This is a genomic window from Congregibacter variabilis, assembly GCF_045689235.1.
Classification (GTDB): domain Bacteria; phylum Pseudomonadota; class Gammaproteobacteria; order Pseudomonadales; family Halieaceae; genus Congregibacter; species Congregibacter variabilis.
Map to the genome: position 1 here is coordinate 2,775,553 of NZ_CP136864.1, position 17,394 is coordinate 2,792,946.

22 protein-coding genes and 1 tRNA gene are annotated in these 17,394 nt (G+C 54.7%); 13 read left to right on the top strand and 10 right to left on the bottom strand.

Going from position 1 to position 17,394, the window contains the following annotated elements; translation table 11 throughout:
* Nucleotides 1-40: 40 nt before the first annotated feature.
* Nucleotides 41-280 (top strand): DUF1653 domain-containing protein, encoded by a 240-nt coding sequence (locus R0135_RS12310; RefSeq protein ID WP_407347158.1) that lies wholly within the window; start codon nucleotides 41-43, stop codon nucleotides 278-280.
* A 7-nt stretch (nucleotides 281-287) separates the two neighbouring features.
* Here the strand turns inward: R0135_RS12310 and R0135_RS12315 are convergent, their stop codons facing one another.
* Both R0135_RS12315 and R0135_RS12320 read right to left on the bottom strand, forming a co-directional pair.
* The gene (locus tag R0135_RS12315) at nucleotides 288-794 is read right to left on the bottom strand and encodes a GNAT family N-acetyltransferase (protein WP_407347159.1); all 507 of its coding nucleotides are present in this window, start codon (nucleotides 792-794) and stop codon (nucleotides 288-290) included.
* A 13-nt stretch (nucleotides 795-807) separates the two neighbouring features.
* The gene (locus R0135_RS12320) at nucleotides 808-1,233 is read right to left on the bottom strand and encodes an ion channel (RefSeq protein ID WP_407347160.1); all 426 of its coding nucleotides are present in this window, start codon (nucleotides 1,231-1,233) and stop codon (nucleotides 808-810) included.
* A gap of 138 nt (nucleotides 1,234-1,371) precedes the next feature.
* Here R0135_RS12320 and speB point away from each other — a divergent pair, with 138 nt between their 5' ends.
* The 5 genes from speB (at nucleotide 1,372) to R0135_RS12345 (ending at nucleotide 4,897) form a co-directional block, all read left to right on the top strand.
* A complete protein-coding gene (gene speB / locus R0135_RS12325) occupies nucleotides 1,372-2,316 on the top strand; it encodes an agmatinase (RefSeq protein ID WP_407347161.1) in 945 nt (314 codons plus the stop codon).
* Nucleotides 2,317-2,402: 86 nt separating this feature from the next.
* Nucleotides 2,403-2,798 carry an STAS/SEC14 domain-containing protein gene (locus R0135_RS12330; RefSeq protein ID WP_407347162.1) on the top strand — a complete coding sequence of 132 codons (396 nt, stop codon included), beginning with the start codon at nucleotides 2,403-2,405 and terminating at the stop codon, nucleotides 2,796-2,798.
* Nucleotides 2,798-3,115, top strand: a complete 318-nt coding sequence (locus R0135_RS12335) for a TIGR03643 family protein (RefSeq protein WP_407347163.1) — start codon at nucleotides 2,798-2,800, stop codon at nucleotides 3,113-3,115. The genes R0135_RS12330 and R0135_RS12335 overlap by 1 nt, the downstream gene beginning before the upstream one ends.
* A 47-nt stretch (nucleotides 3,116-3,162) precedes the next feature.
* Complete coding sequence (locus tag R0135_RS12340) at nucleotides 3,163-4,218, top strand: SMP-30/gluconolactonase/LRE family protein (RefSeq protein WP_407347164.1); 1,056 nt, start codon at nucleotides 3,163-3,165, stop codon at nucleotides 4,216-4,218.
* A 127-nt stretch (nucleotides 4,219-4,345) separates the two neighbouring features.
* Nucleotides 4,346-4,897, top strand: coding sequence for an NUDIX hydrolase (locus R0135_RS12345; protein WP_407347165.1), 552 nt, complete (start codon nucleotides 4,346-4,348; stop codon nucleotides 4,895-4,897).
* Nucleotides 4,898-4,907: 10 nt separating this feature from the next.
* On the opposite strand, the gene R0135_RS12350 is transcribed toward R0135_RS12345, so the two are convergent.
* Nucleotides 4,908-5,639, bottom strand: coding sequence for a DUF6090 family protein (locus R0135_RS12350; RefSeq protein WP_407347166.1), 732 nt, complete (start codon nucleotides 5,637-5,639; stop codon nucleotides 4,908-4,910).
* Nucleotides 5,640-5,782: 143 nt separating this feature from the next.
* Here R0135_RS12350 and R0135_RS12355 point away from each other — a divergent pair, with 143 nt between their 5' ends.
* A complete protein-coding gene (locus R0135_RS12355) occupies nucleotides 5,783-7,927 on the top strand; it encodes a tetratricopeptide repeat protein (RefSeq protein WP_407347167.1) in 2,145 nt (714 codons plus the stop codon).
* An 18-nt stretch (nucleotides 7,928-7,945) separates the two neighbouring features.
* Here the strand turns inward: R0135_RS12355 and R0135_RS12360 are convergent, their stop codons facing one another.
* Nucleotides 7,946-8,218, bottom strand: a complete 273-nt coding sequence (locus R0135_RS12360; RefSeq protein ID WP_407347168.1) for a TMEM165/GDT1 family protein — start codon at nucleotides 8,216-8,218, stop codon at nucleotides 7,946-7,948.
* Between the two features lie 100 nt (nucleotides 8,219-8,318).
* On the opposite strand from R0135_RS12360, the gene R0135_RS12365 reads away from it, so the two are divergent.
* A complete protein-coding gene (locus R0135_RS12365) occupies nucleotides 8,319-9,083 on the top strand; it encodes an SDR family oxidoreductase (RefSeq protein ID WP_407347169.1) in 765 nt (254 codons plus the stop codon).
* A 26-nt stretch (nucleotides 9,084-9,109) separates the two neighbouring features.
* Here the strand turns inward: R0135_RS12365 and R0135_RS12370 are convergent, their stop codons facing one another.
* The 3 genes from R0135_RS12370 to R0135_RS12380 form a co-directional block, all read right to left on the bottom strand.
* Complete coding sequence (locus R0135_RS12370; RefSeq protein ID WP_407347170.1) at nucleotides 9,110-10,342, bottom strand: acetamidase/formamidase family protein; 1,233 nt, start codon at nucleotides 10,340-10,342, stop codon at nucleotides 9,110-9,112.
* Between the two features lie 115 nt (nucleotides 10,343-10,457).
* A tRNA-Phe gene (locus R0135_RS12375) sits at nucleotides 10,458-10,533 on the bottom strand.
* A gap of 82 nt (nucleotides 10,534-10,615) precedes the next feature.
* Entirely contained in the window at nucleotides 10,616-11,089 is a 474-nt protein-coding gene (locus tag R0135_RS12380; protein ID WP_407347171.1) for an LEA type 2 family protein, read from the bottom strand.
* A gap of 140 nt (nucleotides 11,090-11,229) precedes the next feature.
* Here R0135_RS12380 and R0135_RS12385 point away from each other — a divergent pair, with 140 nt between their 5' ends.
* Nucleotides 11,230-12,096 (top strand): SDR family oxidoreductase, encoded by an 867-nt coding sequence (locus R0135_RS12385; RefSeq protein WP_407347172.1) that lies wholly within the window; start codon nucleotides 11,230-11,232, stop codon nucleotides 12,094-12,096.
* Nucleotides 12,097-12,150: 54 nt separating this feature from the next.
* Here R0135_RS12385 and R0135_RS12390 read toward each other — a convergent pair whose 3' ends face one another.
* Together R0135_RS12390 and mutY are read right to left on the bottom strand one after the other, a co-directional pair.
* Nucleotides 12,151-12,423 (bottom strand): oxidative damage protection protein, encoded by a 273-nt coding sequence (locus tag R0135_RS12390; protein ID WP_009024039.1) that lies wholly within the window; start codon nucleotides 12,421-12,423, stop codon nucleotides 12,151-12,153.
* Between the two features lie 2 nt (nucleotides 12,424-12,425).
* Complete coding sequence (gene mutY, locus R0135_RS12395; RefSeq protein WP_407347173.1) at nucleotides 12,426-13,499, bottom strand: A/G-specific adenine glycosylase; 1,074 nt, start codon at nucleotides 13,497-13,499, stop codon at nucleotides 12,426-12,428.
* 110 nt (nucleotides 13,500-13,609) lie between these two features.
* Between mutY and hisB the strand changes: the two genes are divergently transcribed.
* From hisB to hisF, 4 genes are read left to right on the top strand one after another with little or no spacing between them, the layout of a single operon-like run.
* Complete coding sequence (gene hisB / locus R0135_RS12400) at nucleotides 13,610-14,203, top strand: imidazoleglycerol-phosphate dehydratase HisB (protein ID WP_407347174.1); 594 nt, start codon at nucleotides 13,610-13,612, stop codon at nucleotides 14,201-14,203.
* Between the two features lie 55 nt (nucleotides 14,204-14,258).
* Nucleotides 14,259-14,909, top strand: a complete 651-nt coding sequence (gene hisH, locus R0135_RS12405; protein ID WP_407347175.1) for an imidazole glycerol phosphate synthase subunit HisH — start codon at nucleotides 14,259-14,261, stop codon at nucleotides 14,907-14,909.
* Nucleotides 14,903-15,640 carry a 1-(5-phosphoribosyl)-5-[(5-phosphoribosylamino)methylideneamino]imidazole-4-carboxamide isomerase gene (gene hisA / locus R0135_RS12410; protein WP_407347176.1) on the top strand — a complete coding sequence of 246 codons (738 nt, stop codon included), beginning with the start codon at nucleotides 14,903-14,905 and terminating at the stop codon, nucleotides 15,638-15,640. Before hisH ends, hisA begins: the two co-directional genes overlap by 7 nt.
* On the top strand, nucleotides 15,640-16,413 hold the full coding sequence (gene hisF, locus R0135_RS12415; RefSeq protein WP_407347177.1) for an imidazole glycerol phosphate synthase subunit HisF: 774 nt from the start codon (nucleotides 15,640-15,642) through the stop codon (nucleotides 16,411-16,413). The genes hisA and hisF overlap by 1 nt, the downstream gene beginning before the upstream one ends.
* Here the strand turns inward: hisF and R0135_RS12420 are convergent, their stop codons facing one another.
* A complete protein-coding gene (locus R0135_RS12420; protein ID WP_407347178.1) occupies nucleotides 16,414-17,388 on the bottom strand; it encodes an alpha/beta hydrolase in 975 nt (324 codons plus the stop codon). It lies immediately after the preceding gene.
* Nucleotides 17,389-17,394: the final 6 nt, after the last annotated feature.

Genomic DNA, 17,394 nt, shown 5'->3' on the forward strand with positions numbered 1-17,394 from the left:
TACGGTTTACCGCAGTTCTTCAATCACTTAAGGAGCTTTTATGACGTTACGGCCCGGGCGATACCAGCATTACAAAGGTGCTTACTATGAGGTCATTGGCGTGGCGAGACATTCAGAGACCGATGAATATCTAGCTCTGTACCGCCCGTTATATGGGGACCGGGGTTTGTGGGTTCGCCCCTTGGCAATGTTTCAGGAAGATGTTGTTGTGGAGGGTAGCTCAATGCCTCGCTTTGCTTGGACAGGTGCCGACGACAGCGACACTGAGCAAGACGGCTGAGGTTTGTTTACTCTGGGCTGTTGGCAAATGCCTCCATAGCGTCACGATCCATGCGATAGCCCACCCACTCACTTAAAGGCTTGGCTCCACAGGCCTCGTAGAACTCGATGGCAGGTGTGTTCCAGCGTAATACGTTCCACTCATAGCGCCCACAATCATTGTCCAGCGCGATTTTCGCCAGAGTTTTTAACAGCGATTTACCGGCACCCAAGCCTCTTGCTTCGGGCGTGACATACAAGTCTTCAAGATACAGCCCGTGTTTACCCAACCAGGTTGAGTAGTTGAAGAAATAGATCGCAAAGCCTATGGCTACCGGTTCAGAGCCATCGCTGCCAGGTTGCTCGCAGATCAGCCCAAAGGCTTTGGGCGCCTCGCAAAATAGCGTGTTGTGAATATGTGATTCGTCTGCCAGAACGGCATCAGGTTCACGCTCGTATACTGCCAGTTCAGTGATGAAACGCAGAATCTCGGCTACATCGCTGGGTGTGGCTTCCCGAATGTTCAGTGTGCTCATGGTGCCTTCCGTATTAGTCCCTGTCCCAATAGCGAGTCATTTCGAGGTATAAAAATGATGCGGTCCAGGTGATGAGTACAAAACCGGTAAGAGACTCAAGCCCCACCAGATAGCGCATGTTGCCCGTGGGTTCGATGTCACCCAGGCCCAGCGTCGTAAATGCGGTGAACGAGAAGTACACGCTACTCAGTAGCGAGCCGTCATAGCTTCCTTGTAAGTGTCCCCAGCCTGCCGTCTTGTCCATAAAAAAGTAGGCTGCGGCGAAGATCCATATTTCCAGGGTATGTGCCGTGAGAGCGGCAAAAACACCCAGCAAGATGCGGAATCTATGTCGAATACGCAGCCGCGGCATTACCATCGTGAACTGGTAAAGAAATTCGTAATGAATCACCACGGCAAGCGCGATGACCGCGCCGTTAATAAGAAATACCTTAAGCATTTAGCACCGATTGCCTGAGTCTTTCAGCATTCTACGCCTTGCTCGTAGCGAGCGAAATGCGTAAACCTATGGAGCTCGCTCTTGCCGCGTCAAGGGCGCTATGCTCTGATCGTATAAAAGGAGTTTAGGAAAACAGTTATGGAGTTCGAGACGGATCTTGCGTTTATGCGCGATAGTGATCGCGGCACAATTGTTGAGCCTGCCTACGGTGGTGCTACGAGTTTTATGCGCCGGCGCTACACTCGGGATCTTGCGGGTATTGATGTTGCGGTGGTGGGGATTCCTTATGACCTGGCTACGACGAACAGATCTGGAGCTCGCTTGGGCCCTCGGGCTATTCGCAATATCTCAGGCAATCTCTCTTGGGAAACGGCGGTAAATGGCTGGGGCTTTGACCCTTTTGATCGTATTTCAGTGGTCGATTACGGTGACTTTGGTTTTGATCCGGGACTTCCGGCCGAGGTCCCTGCGGTGCTGGAAGCTCAGGCCCGGGACATTATGGCAACGGATACCGCGATACTTGCCTTAGGTGGTGATCACTTTGTTACTTATCCCATGCTTAAAGCATGCGCTGCTAAGCATGGGCCTTTATCGTTGATTCACTTTGATGCGCACTCTGACACCTGGGAAGACGAAGCCGGGCGCATCGATCACGGCACCATGTTTTGGCACGCCGCTCAGGATGGCACCGTAGATCCCTCACGCTCCATACAGCTGGGTATGCGCACGCACAATCCCGATACTCATGGCTACAACGTCTATGACGCGGATTGGGTTCACGATCACAGCGCGGCTGAAGCCATTGCAATGATTCGACAAACTGTCGGCGACAACCCCTGTTACCTCACCTTCGATATTGACTGCTTGGATCCCTCCTACGCACCGGGAACAGGCACACCCGTTGTTGGAGGCCTCTCTACGCACCAGGCCCTGCGTATTTTGCGCGGTTTGGGCGGACTTAATCTGGTAGGAATGGATCTGGTTGAAGTCGCACCTGCGTATGACGTATCAGAAGTGACCGCCCTGGCGGGCGCAACGCTTGCGTTGAATATGCTGTGTATTTTTTCCGAGCGCCGCGCCTGACAGTTTCAGGGAGCAAACTGCCTTCATGGTCTAAGCTGCTATTAGCTTAACTACAGCCAGCGTGGATACCAAAAAAGGGGATGACGATGCTCGAATTTATAGAATTTGATATTGAAGATGCCGTGGCCTGGCGAATCAGTGGAAAGGTTACCGAAGAGGATATGCAGTTGGCGCTCGACGCCTTGCGGGACAAAATTGAAGCGCATGGCAAGGTATCGGTGTACCAGGAGATCGAAGGCTTTAGCGGCGTGGAACTTGACGTAATTAAGGACAAAATGCGGTTTCTCTCTGAGTTTGGTGTGTCCTTCTTCAAAAAGATCGCCGTGGTTACCGATAAAAAATGGCTGCAAAGCGTGATTGCCTGGGAGGACAAGGTGTTTCCTGGCGTGGATATGCGCGCTTTTGGCACTGAGGATCGTGATCGAGCTTTCAACTTTCTTGCTTATGGTGATGATCCACGATCGTCACCCACGGTGGCGTAATGGCACGTACAGGAGATAGACCTTATACGCTTACGCGAAAGCCGGAGCCCCCGGCTGACTCCAGTGACTGGGTGATATGGGCGGCTTGGGCAGATCGCGTGAGTTTTGACGAGATTCGTGAGCGCACGGGACTCGACGAGCAAGCGGTAATCCGTGTCATGCGGCGAGAGCTAAAGCCATCGAGCTTTCGGCGCTGGCGCAAGCGTGCAAGTGGTCAGACCACCAAACACCGGCAGCGGTTTATGCAGAGCCGCGAAGGTGCCGCAATGAATAAAAAGGCCTTGGACGAACTCTTACACGGTGAGCTCTCGGATTAAGATATAACCCTTCGCGACGCGTCGCCCTCCACCAGGAACTCCGCTCCATGCATAGAATTGCGCTTAGACTTTCTTTGGGTTTTGGCCTGGCAGCGTCATTAGCATTGTCTGCAAACACTTTGGCGGCACCGTGCAGCGACCCACCGGCAGACAATGACGTAGACGCTTTTTGTGGCGTAGACGCACCAGAAGATATTGTTCTGTTTGACGATCAATTTTTGCTGCTCAGCTCCATGGCCCCGGCAAAGCATTTGTTTGGCTTTTCTTTGGCGAGCGAAACGGTTGCTGCGGTGGAAACGTCTCTGGATCCTGTCGTTGCCGCAGAGAATTGGGGAGATACCGATTGCAGCGTGCCCACGCAGATACTGAGCCACGGCCTTGATTTGTCCCGGCGCGCCAGCGGGCAATGGCAACTGCTGGTGGTGAACCACGAGGGCCGTGAATCCATAGAGTTTTTTGAGGTAACAGGTGGTGGTGAGGCTGCGCCGCGCTTGCAGTGGCGAGGCTGTGTAATGGCAGCCGAGAATGCGCAATTTAATGACGTGGCAGGTCTTGCAGACGGCGGGTTTATTGCTACCGACCCGATAACTGCATCCATGCAGTTACCCCGGATGCTCCTGGGGTCTGTGGGCATGGATACTGGCCGGGCTTATCGTTGGCGTCCACAGTCTGGCTACAGTGCTATTCCTCACACTGACGGGGCTTATCCCAACGGCATTACGCTCAGTGCCGATGGTCAGAGTTTTTATCTCAACCTCTATCTAGATGGCGAGGTGCGAGAACATGACCTTGAGACCGGAGAGGTGCTTAAGCGGGTCGCCGTGAGTAAGCCCGATAACAGCACACTGTCTGACAGCGGGACTCTGCTAGTGGCCTCGCATGACGCTTCCTTGTTTGCGCTGCTGCGGGCGATTGTGTCCGAAGCCGGCGAGCGAAACAGAATTGCCTTTGAGATCGTCGAGTTGGACCTGCAAAGTTTTGAGCCCAGCGTGCGCTATCGCTCTGAGGGCGAGGAGTTAGGCGGCGGCACGGTAGCCCTGCCCGTGGGTAACGATCTGTATATTGGTGCTTTCAAGGGCGATCGTTTTATCAGAGTTCGCTAGGCCTGAAACCCCAAAACCCGGTCACATAGGCTTTGCCTGCTGGAGAGTTTCCCTGGATTTGTATCGCTATAGTCCGCTGCTTCGAGGCTATTTGGAAAAGCATCTGCGCTCTTTTGAGCGGAGAGAGATGGCGCTAAACCGCCGTCGGGCTGCATCTGTCACGCTAACGGTGTGTCGCGACGATGATCGTCCCGCCGTTATTGTCACCCGACGCAGTGCCTCTTTGAGAGCCCACTCTCGGCAATGGGCCCTGCCGGGAGGTCGCCGGGATCAGGGTGAGACCGCCGTTGAAGCAGCGCTTAGGGAACTTCATGAAGAAGTGAGTCTTCTTGCGGGGTCCGAAAGCGTCCTGGGTGTCTTGGATGATTACGCGACGCGCTCAGGCTACGTGATTACGCCCGTGGTGGTTTGGACCGACAAGGACTGGCGTGACCTGGAGCCGAATCCAGATGAGGTCGAACTGATAATGCCATTCTCTTTCAAAGAGCTCGCCCGGCGTGATTCGCCGAATTTGCAAAAAATCAAAGAAAGCGAGCATGAAGTGCTATCGATGAATTTTCATGACGACGCCATTTTTGCCCCCACGGGCGCCATGCTCTACCAGTTTCGCGAGGTGGCGATGTTCGGTCGCCAAACCCGCGTCGCGCATTTTGATCAGCCGCTGTTTGCCTGGCGGTGATCATCAGGTTCTAAAAGCTGTCCAGATAGTCTTCAAGAAGTGCGATAAGCGTTTGTCCATCCTCGATCTGTAGTCGCATCACGGCGTTGATGGAATAGCCAAAGGTCATTTCCTCGTTGATGAGTTCCAAAAATTCCGGACGTTTAAATCGCGCAAAGGCAATCGGCAGGTCACGCTCATCATTTTGAAGAGTCCCGTCGGGGCTGAAGGGCCGGCCGGCGTTGACGTAATCGGCAAAGGCGCTGCGCATATTCCCAACGTAGATCTCCATGAATTCTTTGTAAGCGTAATAGTCGAGAACTTCGGCTTTGACCTTGGCATCTCTGATGTAGCGAAGATTGCCTGTGCTGATAAGTTCTCGAAATGTCGGACTTGGCAGCAGTGTCTGGCCGCGGCTCCCAGCCCCTCCCATACCAATTTTCTGCAGAAGCTGCGATGTTTCCGGCGCCGTTGAATCCCCAAAGTAGTAGTCTTTGCCTGCTTGCAGGCCCGCGACTTTAGCGTCAAAGCGATCAAACCACTGACTGCTTCGCGTTATGTCAAAGCGCATATCCTCCAGCAGGCGTTCGATATAACGTTGCTCTTGCTGTCGCTCCTGGCGGTTTTGATTCCAGCTATCGACCTGTATGGCGATCAATATACCAATGACGATTAGCGCAATTTCACCCAGAGCGCGGCCCAGATACACGCTGGTTTCGGTGCCGCCGGTAAGTCGGGTACGCAACCTGGAAAAAATTGTCATTGCGAATAGGAGCCTGCCACTGTTTGTTGATGTTTGTTTATTGGACGTTGAGGATTGCTAAAGGTCGATCAAGCATTTCTTCAAGCGTCAGGATACACTGCAAGGGTCTAAAATTGGCCAGACCTCCTGGCGAGCGTAACGGTATGAGTTCGATTTTTAATGAACTAAAAAGGCGCAACGTGTTTCGCGTGGCCGCACTGTACGCAGCTGTGTCCTGGGGCTTGTTGCAGATTACCGATGTGCTCGCTCCAGCCATTGCCCTGCCAGAGTGGGTGACTGGCTTTGTCGCGCTGTTGTTACTCATCGGTTTTCCCGTGGCGGTGATTTTTGCCTGGGCATTTGAGCTGACGCCCGAGGGGGTCAAGCGCACCGAGTCTGTTGATGAATCCCAAAGCATTGCTACGAACACGGGGCGTCGCCTTGATGGCATTCTGATTGCTGCGCTAGTGGTCTTTGGCGGAATTGTGCTCGGCGATCGGTTTTTACCGGACGCGACCACTAGCGATGATCAGACCGCCAACTCAGGCTCGCCCGCTGTTGATGCTTTTGCGGGCCAGCCGTCAATCGCAGTCTTGCCGTTTGTGGATATGTCCCCGGATGGTGATCAAGAGTACTTTGCCGACGGCATTGCAGAAGAGCTGCTGAATGTCTTTGCTCAGGTTAAAGGCCTGAGTGTCGCGGGCCGGACCTCGGCCTTTGCCTTTAAGGGCAAGAGTACCGATTTACGCGAAATCGCTCAGGTATTGGATGTTGATCACGTCCTTGAGGGCTCTGTGCGCAAAGCCGGTAACCAGATTCGCGTCACCGCGCAGCTGATTCAAGCAGATAACGGCTATCACCTCTGGTCTGCCACCTACGATGGCGAGCTGACGGATATTTTTGGTGTACAGGACTCCATTGCAAACTCCATCCTGCAAGAGCTGACACCACAGCTATTGGGAGAGAATCAAGAGCTAACAAACAAGGTGCGGGTCTCGGCAACAGATCTTGACGCTTACGACTTGTACCTGATCTCCAAACAACACGCATCTGATGGCACTTTAAAGGGCTTGCAGGCCGCTGCCGGGGCGCTGGACCGGGCCATCGAGATTGACCCGGATTATGTGCCTGCTTTGGTCTGGCGTGCCTACTACGAGCTGCAAATGTCGGATGGTGAGGGCGCCTGGGGCAATATCCCCTTTGAGGAGGCCTTGCCGCGGGCAAAACGCTGGATAGACCGGGCGATTGATCTTGATCCAGAATCGCCCGATGCGCTGTTTGGCCTTGCCAGCTATTTTGGCTACACAAATAATGATGAAGCTGCCATTCGGTATTACCGAGCGGCCATAGACGTTAAGCCGAACTTTCCTGTGGCGCAAAACGACTTGGCATTTTTTCTCGCATTAGAAGGAAAGGTAAAAGAGGGAGTCGTTTATTTAGAGCAAGCGCTGGCGCACGACCCGGCCTACGTCGATGCCAACCTCAATCTTGTCTCGGCGTATGCCGGGCTGAACGATTTAGCAGCTGTTCGCGAGCAACTGGATCGTTGGGAGCAGGTTGCGCCTAATAATGCCAATCGGCTGCGAGCTGAGAGTGTTTACGCGTGGAAAAGAAGCGACTTTGTAGAGGCGATCCGCTTCGCCGAGGCAGCAACGGTACTCGAGCCTGGACAGAATTATTTTTTAAGTCGTTTGAACGATATCTACCTTGATCTGGGAGAGTACACGCGTGTTCTGGAGTCTCCCATTGAGTCACTGCACCCTTGGGCTCTTTTGCGTCTGGGCAAACACGACGAAGCGCTCGCACTGGCTCGCGAACAGCTCGCCCAGCGGCCTGAATTTTATCGCCAGCAGCTGCGTTTTATTCGAATTTTGGGCGATGCAGGAGAGTGGGAGGAGCTTGCCCGTTATTTTGACCGTACCTGGGGTGATGTGGCGGTCTTTGTTAAAGATATTCCCGGCGTACCGCCGTTTTCGGAGACCGCAACAGCATTGCACGTCACAGAGCATCCTTTGGCTTTGCCAATGTTGGATGCTTTTGCGGCGAATATGGCACTTGCTCGATCTCAGGGCTTGCAAGCTCCCCGCTTCGATCTTCAGGAAGGGATATTACGATTGCTACAGGGCCGTGAAGAAGAAGCACTGGCATTGTTTGAATCGGCGTACCAAAAGGGCTGGCGGGAGGCGGGTGAAGAGGACTCAGCAATCTGGGCGCTCATTGATGATCAGGTACGGCTGAACAGCTTGTTCGCAGACATGAGAGCCGACATTGAAAGAGGGCGAGAAAGATTGGGCTACGGGCCTTTGTAGCGCCCACCACCGCGTGTTTTAGGCTTTATAAAGTGTGAATGCACCAATGATGATAAAGCCCACCCCCGCTATGTAGTGCAGCACCTTTTCGTTGATGTATGAAGACAGTAGGCTCCCTGCCAGCACACCCATGGCCGATGCCAGTATCAGCGCTGCCGACGCAGCGAAGAACACCGTCCACTTACTCACTTCTTTATCCGCTGCAAACAGCATAGTGGCCAGCTGGGTTTTATCGCCCAGCTCCGCGATAAAAACTGAAGCAAGTACCGTTAAAAAAATTTTCCAGTCCATAGCGTTTGTCCAGGCAGCTTGTGCACAGGCAGAGGCTTGCCAGCGGTGATGATTCGTTACACTGAACATTATCTATTTAAAGCCAACATAAGGAAGATAAATGTCCGACCGAATGATAAATAAAATTGTTCTTGTTACCGGCGGTGGTGCGGGGATTGGCCAGGCGGCGTGCCACGCCTTTGCACGAGAGGGCGCCAGGCTCGTCGTGTCGGACATCGACCCTGCAAGTGGCAGCGCAACGGTCGATGCCATACGCAACGATGGTGGGGATGCCCACTTTGTACAGGCAGATGTCTCCAAAGCCGCCGATGTTAAAGCGATGGTTGATCAGTGCATTGAGACCTACGGACAGCTCGATTGTGCGTTCAACAATGCGGGTATCGAGGGTGATGTAGCCGTGCCTATTACCGAGGCCTTAGAGGAAACCTGGGATCGGGTGTTAGATGTCAATCTAAAGAGCGTGTTCTTGTGCATGAAGTACCAGCTGATGCATATGCAGCAGCGCGGCACCGGTAGCATCGTTAACACTGCGTCGATTGCGGGCTTGGTGGGCGGGACTTTTGGCGCCGCCTACTTTGCCAGCAAACATGGTGTTGTAGGTCTGACTAAAGCCGCCGCGATCGAGTACGGTCGCGCTGGGATTCGCGTCAATGCTGTTTGCCCCGGTGTGATCGAGACCGATATGGCTGATCGCTCCATGGGTGATAACGAAAAGCTGCAGGACGTTGTGCGCGCTCAGTATCCATTGCGTCGCTTCGGTCGCGCCGAGGAGGTTGCCGAGTCGGTGGTGTGGCTCTGTTCTGATGCCGCGTCCTTTGTGACAGGCCAGTCATTGGCGGTAGATGGGGGTTTTGTCGCGACTTGAAATTTCGACGGGGCGCGGGCCCTTAGCTACTCAAAGATATCCAGCGGTAGCAGTGCTACAGCGCCGACGTTAGGCGCATCGACCAGTTGACCAATACGAAGATCCACCGCGACCGAGCAAATCACATAGGCCTGATCGATGGTGTAGCCTCGCTGTTCAACCAGATAGTCGATCATCGCGACAAGCGCATTGCGGGCTGCCAGCGCAATGTCATCGGGCAGGCTTTCAAGTTGGGGAATCAAAGTGGAGTTTAGATACTCCATGTCTGGTGGGACTTCTCCCTCAGATTTAATGGGTAGGCCTGTGGTGGCAAAGTAAGTTTCGCTGGGGATTGCCAGGGTTGATGCGGGTCCGGTAAACGAGACTCCCGTCGCAGGGGCCTTGTCCAGCACAGCAGTTGTGAGAGTGACCGTAGCATCCATTTCTATTGCTGTGCCGCTGACCTCGCCGTCGCCCTGAGCGAAATGGACGTCGCCAATCGCCAGGCCACAGCCATCGACCATGCACGGCAGATACAAAGTGACACCGGGTCGTATGTAGCGAATATCCACGTTTCCGCCGTGTTCCCGGGGTGGGATAGTCCGCAGGCATTCATCTTTCACACTGCCATCGGGTCCGCAAATTTCCGCAGGCGTCGCGTTGACCGGCGTTGGCAGAAACACGCGGGCACCGACCTCAGCGATGGCCGCCTCGCGTGCCAGCGATGTTTTGACGAGCTCGGCGTCAGGAAGTGTGGTGATGACGCCCGGAAAGGCGCTGTTAGGAATACGAACACCGGGGATCTGCTGTGAGGTCGCGTAATCGGAATTGAGCTTCCAGGTGGCCGCAAAGCCGATAGGGTACTTGTCTGCAAGGAACCCTCCGCTGCCCACCCAGGTTTTCCCCCAGGGGCCGGGATCTACCGCCATTAGAGTTACTGCGAGGGTATCGCCAGCTTTTGCGCCGCGAATATGTACGGGACCGGTCAGGGCATGCCCGGTATTGCCTGTTGCGCGACGTGGGTCCTCGTAGGTGCTTGCCGGGTCGAGATCAAAGTCACTGGCGTTACGCGTATGCATGACTATGGTTTGACCGGGGTCTGCGATTGCCGTCATGGGGATATCGGGGTGAAGTCTATTGATGCACTGCTCATCGACATTGCAGTTACGACCATTGCCACCGACTTCAAGCACATCTGTCGCCATGCATGGCGTGGTGAGCAGCAGCACCGCGATAGGACTTAGCTTTTTAAGGCAGCGCGTAGAAAAAAGGCTTTGCATGGGCGGGGACTCAGGAAAAGATTTTCAGAGTCTCCCATCACCCACAGATACGGGCAAGCCCGAAGTCGCAGGCTTTTAGACGTCGTAGGCTCTTCAAGGTGTTATACACAAGAAATGGTGCCCGGAGACAGAATCGAACTGCCGACACGGGGATTTTCAATCCCCTGCTCTACCGACTGAGCTATCCGGGCACAAACCTTTGCATCAATCTTTGGTCACCTGACGCGACCACTATGCAAGGGCCGCGTATTAAACCTATAGGTCCGCGCGCAGTCAAGGGCGAGCGTTCAAATCTATGGTGCCTTCGCGGGTGACGCGGATGGCCCCACCGAGGCCTGATCGGGATAATTTGGCATTGAGTTTGTAAGGCAGGCCGCCATCTGTAGGCTTAGACATGAGATCTCTAATCAAAGCGAGCGAGCCAAACATCCCTGCGGCGACCTCAAGTTCGGCCACACTTTCGCTGTACGCACCTACTTTGAGTCCCTCATTACTAACCCCTGACAACACTTTTGAGTCCCGAATGAATACCTCGTAGGACATGCCATTGATGTCCAGGGGGATGGAGTTGGGGTTGATAACCCGCAGCTTTACAAGAAATCGCGCTTCCAAGCCCTGGCTAGGCAGCGGCTCGAGGGCTAAAAGCTCTACTTCTGGTTCATCAAAGTCCAGCATACCAACGCTGGCACAGCCGCTGAAAACGAGAGTGCAAAACAAAAGTGCGAGTATGAGTCTAGAAACCGTCATGAGTTTTCCTATAGTTTTGACATCCGTTACTCTGCGCCCTGTCGTAAAAGAAACAGCGTTCGTATTTACTGCGACGTATAGTGATAAAACCCGAACACGGCTGGATATCGATCGATCCCATGCCCAAGCAAGGAATAACCATGAGCTTAGCAGGAAAAACAATATTTATTACCGGCGCGAGCCGCGGTATCGGTCTGGCGATCGCAAAGCGCGCTGCGGCTGATGGCGCCAACGTGGCTATCGCTGCGAAAACTACCGAACCCCACCCCAAGTTGCCGGGTACCATTTACACCGCTGCACAAGAGATTGAGGACGCAGGTGGAAAAGCGCTGCCTTTGGTTTGCGATATTCGCTTTGAGGAGCAGGTACAGGCGGCGGTAGACAAGACCGTAGAGACTTTTGGCGGTATCGATATTTGCATCAACAATGCCAGCGCCATCAGCCCCACACCGACGTTGGCTACCGAGATGAAGCGTTACGATCTCATGAACGAGATCAATACAAGGGGCACGTTTTTGACCTCCAAGATCTGTATCCCTCACCTTCAGAAGTCCGAGAACGGCCATATTCTGAATCTGGCGCCACCTTTGGATATGGAAGCCAAATGGTTTGCACCGCATGTGGCCTACACCATCGCCAAGATGGGTATGAGCCTGTGCACCTTGGGTATGAGCAAGGAGCTAGAACCAGACGGCATTGCTGTGAACTCTCTATGGCCGCTCACCGCCATTGATACTGCCGCTGTGCGCAATGTTCTGGGCGGAGATTCCATGAGCAAAGGTAGCCGTACCGTTGCGATTATGGCGGACTCTGCCTATGAGATCCTCACGCGTCCCTCTGCCGAGTGCACGGGTAACTTCTTTATTGATGAGGTTGTTCTGCGCGATGCCGGCGTCACGGACTTTGATCAGTACGCGGTAGTGCCCGGAGAAGAGTTGTTCAGGGACTTCTTCGTCCCTGACGATGTGATTGACAGCCTGCCCACTAAAACGCTGACTATGTATTAGTAGTCCAGGGATGGACGGCCAGGCCTTGGGGCGTTCCTCGCCACAGGGCCTTTTTTACGACTCTGGTGGAACGTAACCCTCTGCCTGGTCGTATTCTTCCCCCGCTAAAAACTTGTCCATCTCTTGCTGCAGATATTTTCGAGCTTCGGGATCGATGAGGCTCAGCTGTTTCTCATTAATGAGCATGGTTTGATGCGCCTGCCATTCTCCCCAGGCCTGCTTGGAGACATTCTCGAATATATCTTGCCCCTTGGGGCCGGGATAAGGCGGCGCATCCAGTCCGGGTAAGTCCTGTTGATGCTTACGGCAAAAAACCTGTCGGCTCATTGTCACTTGTCTCCTTTTTTCGAATTTGTGAGGACTGCAGCCGCTTCCTGCCAGAGCCGCTTGACCGGGGCTGCTAAGCCCACCTGCGGTGACTCCTTGGCTGGCCAGAAGCGTAACTCATCGCGCTCACGGATCAGTGTCGGTGCTCGCGACAGTGTAAGCAGCAGTGGACTTATCTCAAGATGATAATGACTAAAGCTGTGGCGAAGGCTCGGTAATTCCGTGATCGCGGCAACATCAGCAAAAAGAGTCTCTTCGCAATAACGGCTGGCGCTTTTGGCATCCTGGACTTCAGGAAAGCACCACAGTCCGCCCCAAATACCTGAGGCAGGTCGGCGTTCCAGCAAAAGCTCTCCCTTCGGTGTATACGCGATGACAAAGTGCGTGCGCCGGGTGGGTATGGATTTCTTGGGTTTTTTACCTGGGAATTCACCCTGACGTTCCAGTCGCAGCGCGGTACAGCCCTGCGCCTGAGGACAGCGCTGGCAATCTGGCTTGGAGCGGGTGCATAGCGTTGCGCCCAAATCCATAATGGCCTGGGTGTAGTCTGAAACGCGTGATTCGGGGGTATGTTGTTCTGCCAGCTGCCAAAGCGTTGCCGCAACCGCTGTCTTGCCCGGCCAGCCCTCTACGGCATGAAAACGCGCCAACACCCTCTTCACATTGCCGTCGAGTATCGCGGCTCGGCCCCCCAGGGCTGTCGACAAAATCGCGCCGGCGGTAGAGCGGCCTATGCCAGGTAATGCCTGCAGAGCGTCGATGTCGGCCGGGAACTCCCCGGCGAAATCGCTCACGAGCGTTTTGGCCGCTCTATGCAGGTTCCGCGCGCGAGCGTAATAGCCCAGTCCACTCCAATGATGAAGAACGGCGTCCGTATCGGCACCGGCCAGCGCATGTATGTCGGGAAAGCTTTCGATGAACCGTTCGTAGTAGGGAATCACCGTGGCAACCTGAGTCTGTTGCAACATAATCTCTGAAAGCCAGACATGATATGGCGTAGCATCGCGCTGCCAGGGCAGGTTGTGGCGGCCATGATCGTCATACCAGGCCAGCAGGCGTGTAGCGAAGTCGTCCATAATCGGTGGCGAGACTATCCTTGCAGCGGCAGAATTGCCAATGAATTGGCTGGATTGCTCCCCTATAATGGCGCGCTTTCGCGAATTCCTTCGCGAGCTGGAGAACAACTATGTCACAACGCAGCGCAACTGTTAGCCGCGATACGCTGGAAACACAGATCACCGTGTCCGTGAATCTTGACGGCAGCGGCAAGGCCGAATTTGATACGGGCTTACCGTTCCTCGAGCATATGCTCGATCAGATTGCCCGCCACGGCATGATGGACATTAATGTTAAGGCCAATGGCGACCTGCATATCGACGCGCACCACACCGTCGAGGACATCGGCATTACTCTGGGGCAGGCGTTTACCAAAGCGGTGGGCGAGCGCAAGGGTATCCAGCGTTATGGACATGCCTATGTGCCTTTGGATGAGGCGCTTTCAAGGGTCGTCATCGACTTCTCAGGGCGTCCTGGCCTTGAGTTTCATGTTCCCTTTACTCGCTCGGCTGTGGGCAATTTTGACGTCGATTTGTTCTACGAGTTCTTTCAGGGTTTTGTGAATCACGCTTTGGTGACTCTGCATATTGATAATCTGCGCGGCGCAAATAGCCATCACCAGATCGAGACTGTGTTTAAAGCCTTTGGCCGGGCCCTGCGCATGGCACTGAGTGCAGATCCGGCAATGGCCGGTGTTACGCCATCCACCAAAGGTGTTCTCTAAGCACTTCGGGTGCTGTTAGAACGCGTTGCTTTAAAGGGCGCTAGGGAGACCCACTGTGGGTGAAACGGTCGCAGTAATTGATTACGGCATGGGCAATCTTCATTCTGTGGAGAGTGCCTTGCAACACGTTGGTGCCCAGAAGGTTATCGTCACTCACGATGCTGACCTTATCCGCAGCGCGGACCGGGTGGTGTTCCCTGGTGTGGGAGCCATACGTGACTGTATGTCGGAGATTCGTCGTTTGCATTGCGATGCATTGTTGGACACCGCGCTGCGCGAGCAGCACAAGCCGGTGTTGGCGATCTGTGTGGGCATGCAGGCTCTGATGCAGCGCTCAGAAGAGAACGGCGGCGTCGATTGTCTGGGCCTCCTCGATGGTGAGGTTCGACACTTTGGCAGCCCCTTGGCGGATCACGACGGTAGCCGGCTTAAAGTACCTCACATGGGCTGGAACCGCGTTCACCAGGAACGCCCTCACCCTTTATGGCAGAACATTGCCGATGGCGAGCGCTTTTACTTCGTCCATAGCTACTACGTACACGCGAGTGATCGGTCACTTCTCGCAGGAAGTCTTGATTACGGCGTTAAAGCTGACGCCGCTCTGGCCAGCGATAACTTGTTTGCGGTGCAGTTTCACCCGGAGAAGAGTCACCGGGCGGGCTTGCAGCTTCTGAGTAATTTTCTTGATTGGAATGGAACATGCTGATTATCCCTGCCATTGATCTAAAGGACGGCGAGTGCGTCCGGCTTCGTCAGGGCGAAATGGACGATAGCACCGTGTTTTCTGACGATCCTGTTGCAACAGCGCAGCGCTGGGTGGATGCGGGGTGCCGACGCCTGCATCTGGTTGACCTGAACGGCGCTTTCGCCGGGACGCCGGTAAATGGCGATGCCGTGACGGCGATTGCGGCGAAGTTTCCGGATCTGCCTATACAGATCGGCGGCGGGATTCGTACCCTCGAAACTATAGAGTTTTACCTTAAGGCAGGCGTGAGTTACGTAATCATTGGTACCCAGGCGGTAAAAGAGCCGACTTTTGTCGCCGAGGCCTGCGCGGCGTTTGAGGGCAAAATTATCGTTGGTCTGGATGCGAGAGATGGCCGGGTTGCCACAGACGGTTGGGCCGAAGTATCGGCGCTTCAGGCTACGGATCTGGCCCGGCGCTTTGCGGATGATGGCGTCAGTGCCATTGTTTACACCGACATAGCTCGGGACGGCATGATGCAGGGTGTGAACGTCGAAGCCACTCTGGATGTGGCACAGGCTGGGGGTATCCCGGTAATCGCGTCGGGCGGTATCACCAATATGCGCGACATTCGGGCATTGGCTGAGCTTGGGAGTGCCGGCATCATGGGTGCGATCACGGGCCGGGCGATTTACGAAGGCTCCCTGGATCTGGCCGAAGCACAAAAATTCTGTGATGAGCGGGACGCCTGATGGGGCTTGCGAGGCGCATTATTCCCTGTCTGGACGTAGACAATGGACGCGTCGTTAAAGGCGTCAACTTTGTGGATATTCGAGACGCTGGAGACCCCGTAGAGATCGCCGCACGCTACAACGAGCAGGGCGCTGACGAAATCACCTTCCTGGATATCACCGCCAGTCACGAGAATCGCGACACCACAGTGCACATGGTCGAGGCCATTGCTCGTGAGGTGTTTATACCGCTGACGGTCGGTGGTGGTATTCGCAGTGTCGAAGACATTCGCGCCATGCTCAACGCCGGTGCTGACAAGGTGAGCATCAATACCGCAGCGATTCATGATCCTGACTTAGTGCGCCGTGCATCGGAGCGTTTTGGTGCCCAGTGTATTGTTGTGGCTATCGATGCCAAACGTGTTGATGATGTCCATGGACAGCCGCGTTATGAGATCTTTACCCACGGCGGTCGCAAGCCCACAGGCATCAACGCTGTGGAGTGGGCACAGCGCATGGCTGCGCTCGGCGCCGGGGAGATCTTACTAACCAGTATGGATCGCGACGGTACCCGCGATGGATTTGAGTTGGGTGTTACCCGAGCCATTACTGACGCGGTAGATATTCCGGTGATTGCTTCAGGTGGCGTAGGCACGCTACAGCATCTGGTCGATGGCGTAATCCAGGGCGGCGCTGACGCTGTGCTGGCCGCGAGTATTTTTCATTTTGGTGAATTTACCGTGGGGCAGGCCAAGGAATATATGGCCAAGGCCGGGATCGAGGTTCGGACCTAGCTAAGACTCGGCGATAAATGCGCTAACAAGCGCCGCGATGCCGGTGCTTGTGCCCGGCGCGAGGATGTCTCCGGTAAGCACATGCGCACTGAGGCTGTCCGGATTATCAACTTTATGAATCTTCTTCCGCGCTGCTGGCAATGTATCAAAGCCAGCCAGTAGCTTACTCACCGACACCACATCGTCCTGCGGTGAATACACCAGCATTACGTTGGGAGTTTCGGCTTCGGGAGTCAGGGTGTTTGCCAGATTAACAAGGCGCATCATTTCAACAATCGACGTGGTGGGATAGTCCGTCGACCAATACTTCTCCTGAAGCGGATTGGCGGCGACCCAGGATCGCCGTTCCCCCAGGATAAGTCGTGCCAGCTGTGGCCCATAGGGTCCCGTGGTGATGCCTGATCCACCGCCGGCGGGTCCGAAGTTGGGTGAAACCAAAACAAGACTATGCACCAGAGAAAAATCCGCATGTCTCGCCATGGCCAACGCCACCGTGGCGCCGGTCGATGTTCCCATGAGAATTATTTTGTCGCCCAGGGCCTTGGCAATAGCGAGTGCCTCCGCTCCATCGTTCATCCACTGCTCGGCGCTGACATTGGCTAATGGCTGTTGCTCACGACCATGACCGGACAGGCGTGTCTCAAACAGGTTGGCCTTAAGCTCTTTGGCTATGAGTTCAGGAACCGGGGCTATCTCCTGGCGGGTGGCCGAAAAACCATGTAAATACACCAACACATACTCGCTGCGCTGTCCTGGCTCGCCTGCCCAGACAACACGTTTCTCAGTTCCTTCGGTAATACCAAACTGCGCCGCGACAGCCGCCTCTTGATTGCGCAGATACTCGTCGATGTTTTCCGGCGCAGCGATGACCGGCGCTATCGGGGACAAAGCTGCTGGCTTGGTGAGCCATCCGCCCACCGCCAGACCTGCAACAATGATGGCAAGCCCGGTTAATACCATCTGTTTACCTGTCATGTGTAA

Coding starts and splice junctions, on each gene's coding strand:
- R0135_RS12350 (WP_407347166.1), bottom strand. CDS start 5,639: ATGACAATTTTTTCCAGGTTGCGTACCCGACTTACCGGCGGCACCGAA.
- R0135_RS12390 (WP_009024039.1), bottom strand. CDS start 12,423: ATGAGCCGACAGGTTTTTTGCCGTAAGCATCAACAGGACTTACCCGGA.
- R0135_RS12365 (WP_407347169.1), top strand. CDS start 8,319: ATGTCCGACCGAATGATAAATAAAATTGTTCTTGTTACCGGCGGTGGT.
- R0135_RS12385 (WP_407347172.1), top strand. CDS start 11,230: ATGAGCTTAGCAGGAAAAACAATATTTATTACCGGCGCGAGCCGCGGT.
- R0135_RS12330 (WP_407347162.1), top strand. CDS start 2,403: ATGCTCGAATTTATAGAATTTGATATTGAAGATGCCGTGGCCTGGCGA.
- hisF (WP_407347177.1), top strand. CDS start 15,640: ATGGGGCTTGCGAGGCGCATTATTCCCTGTCTGGACGTAGACAATGGA.
- R0135_RS12310 (WP_407347158.1), top strand. CDS start 41: ATGACGTTACGGCCCGGGCGATACCAGCATTACAAAGGTGCTTACTAT.
- R0135_RS12370 (WP_407347170.1), bottom strand. CDS start 10,342: ATGCAAAGCCTTTTTTCTACGCGCTGCCTTAAAAAGCTAAGTCCTATC.
- hisB (WP_407347174.1), top strand. CDS start 13,610: ATGTCACAACGCAGCGCAACTGTTAGCCGCGATACGCTGGAAACACAG.
- R0135_RS12315 (WP_407347159.1), bottom strand. CDS start 794: ATGAGCACACTGAACATTCGGGAAGCCACACCCAGCGATGTAGCCGAG.
- R0135_RS12320 (WP_407347160.1), bottom strand. CDS start 1,233: ATGCTTAAGGTATTTCTTATTAACGGCGCGGTCATCGCGCTTGCCGTG.
- R0135_RS12345 (WP_407347165.1), top strand. CDS start 4,346: ATGGCGCTAAACCGCCGTCGGGCTGCATCTGTCACGCTAACGGTGTGT.
- R0135_RS12420 (WP_407347178.1), bottom strand. CDS start 17,388: ATGACAGGTAAACAGATGGTATTAACCGGGCTTGCCATCATTGTTGCA.
- R0135_RS12360 (WP_407347168.1), bottom strand. CDS start 8,218: ATGGACTGGAAAATTTTTTTAACGGTACTTGCTTCAGTTTTTATCGCG.
- mutY (WP_407347173.1), bottom strand. CDS start 13,499: ATGGACGACTTCGCTACACGCCTGCTGGCCTGGTATGACGATCATGGC.
- R0135_RS12355 (WP_407347167.1), top strand. CDS start 5,783: ATGAGTTCGATTTTTAATGAACTAAAAAGGCGCAACGTGTTTCGCGTG.
- R0135_RS12340 (WP_407347164.1), top strand. CDS start 3,163: ATGCATAGAATTGCGCTTAGACTTTCTTTGGGTTTTGGCCTGGCAGCG.
- R0135_RS12335 (WP_407347163.1), top strand. CDS start 2,798: ATGGCACGTACAGGAGATAGACCTTATACGCTTACGCGAAAGCCGGAG.
- R0135_RS12380 (WP_407347171.1), bottom strand. CDS start 11,089: ATGACGGTTTCTAGACTCATACTCGCACTTTTGTTTTGCACTCTCGTT.
- speB (WP_407347161.1), top strand. CDS start 1,372: ATGGAGTTCGAGACGGATCTTGCGTTTATGCGCGATAGTGATCGCGGC.
- hisA (WP_407347176.1), top strand. CDS start 14,903: ATGCTGATTATCCCTGCCATTGATCTAAAGGACGGCGAGTGCGTCCGG.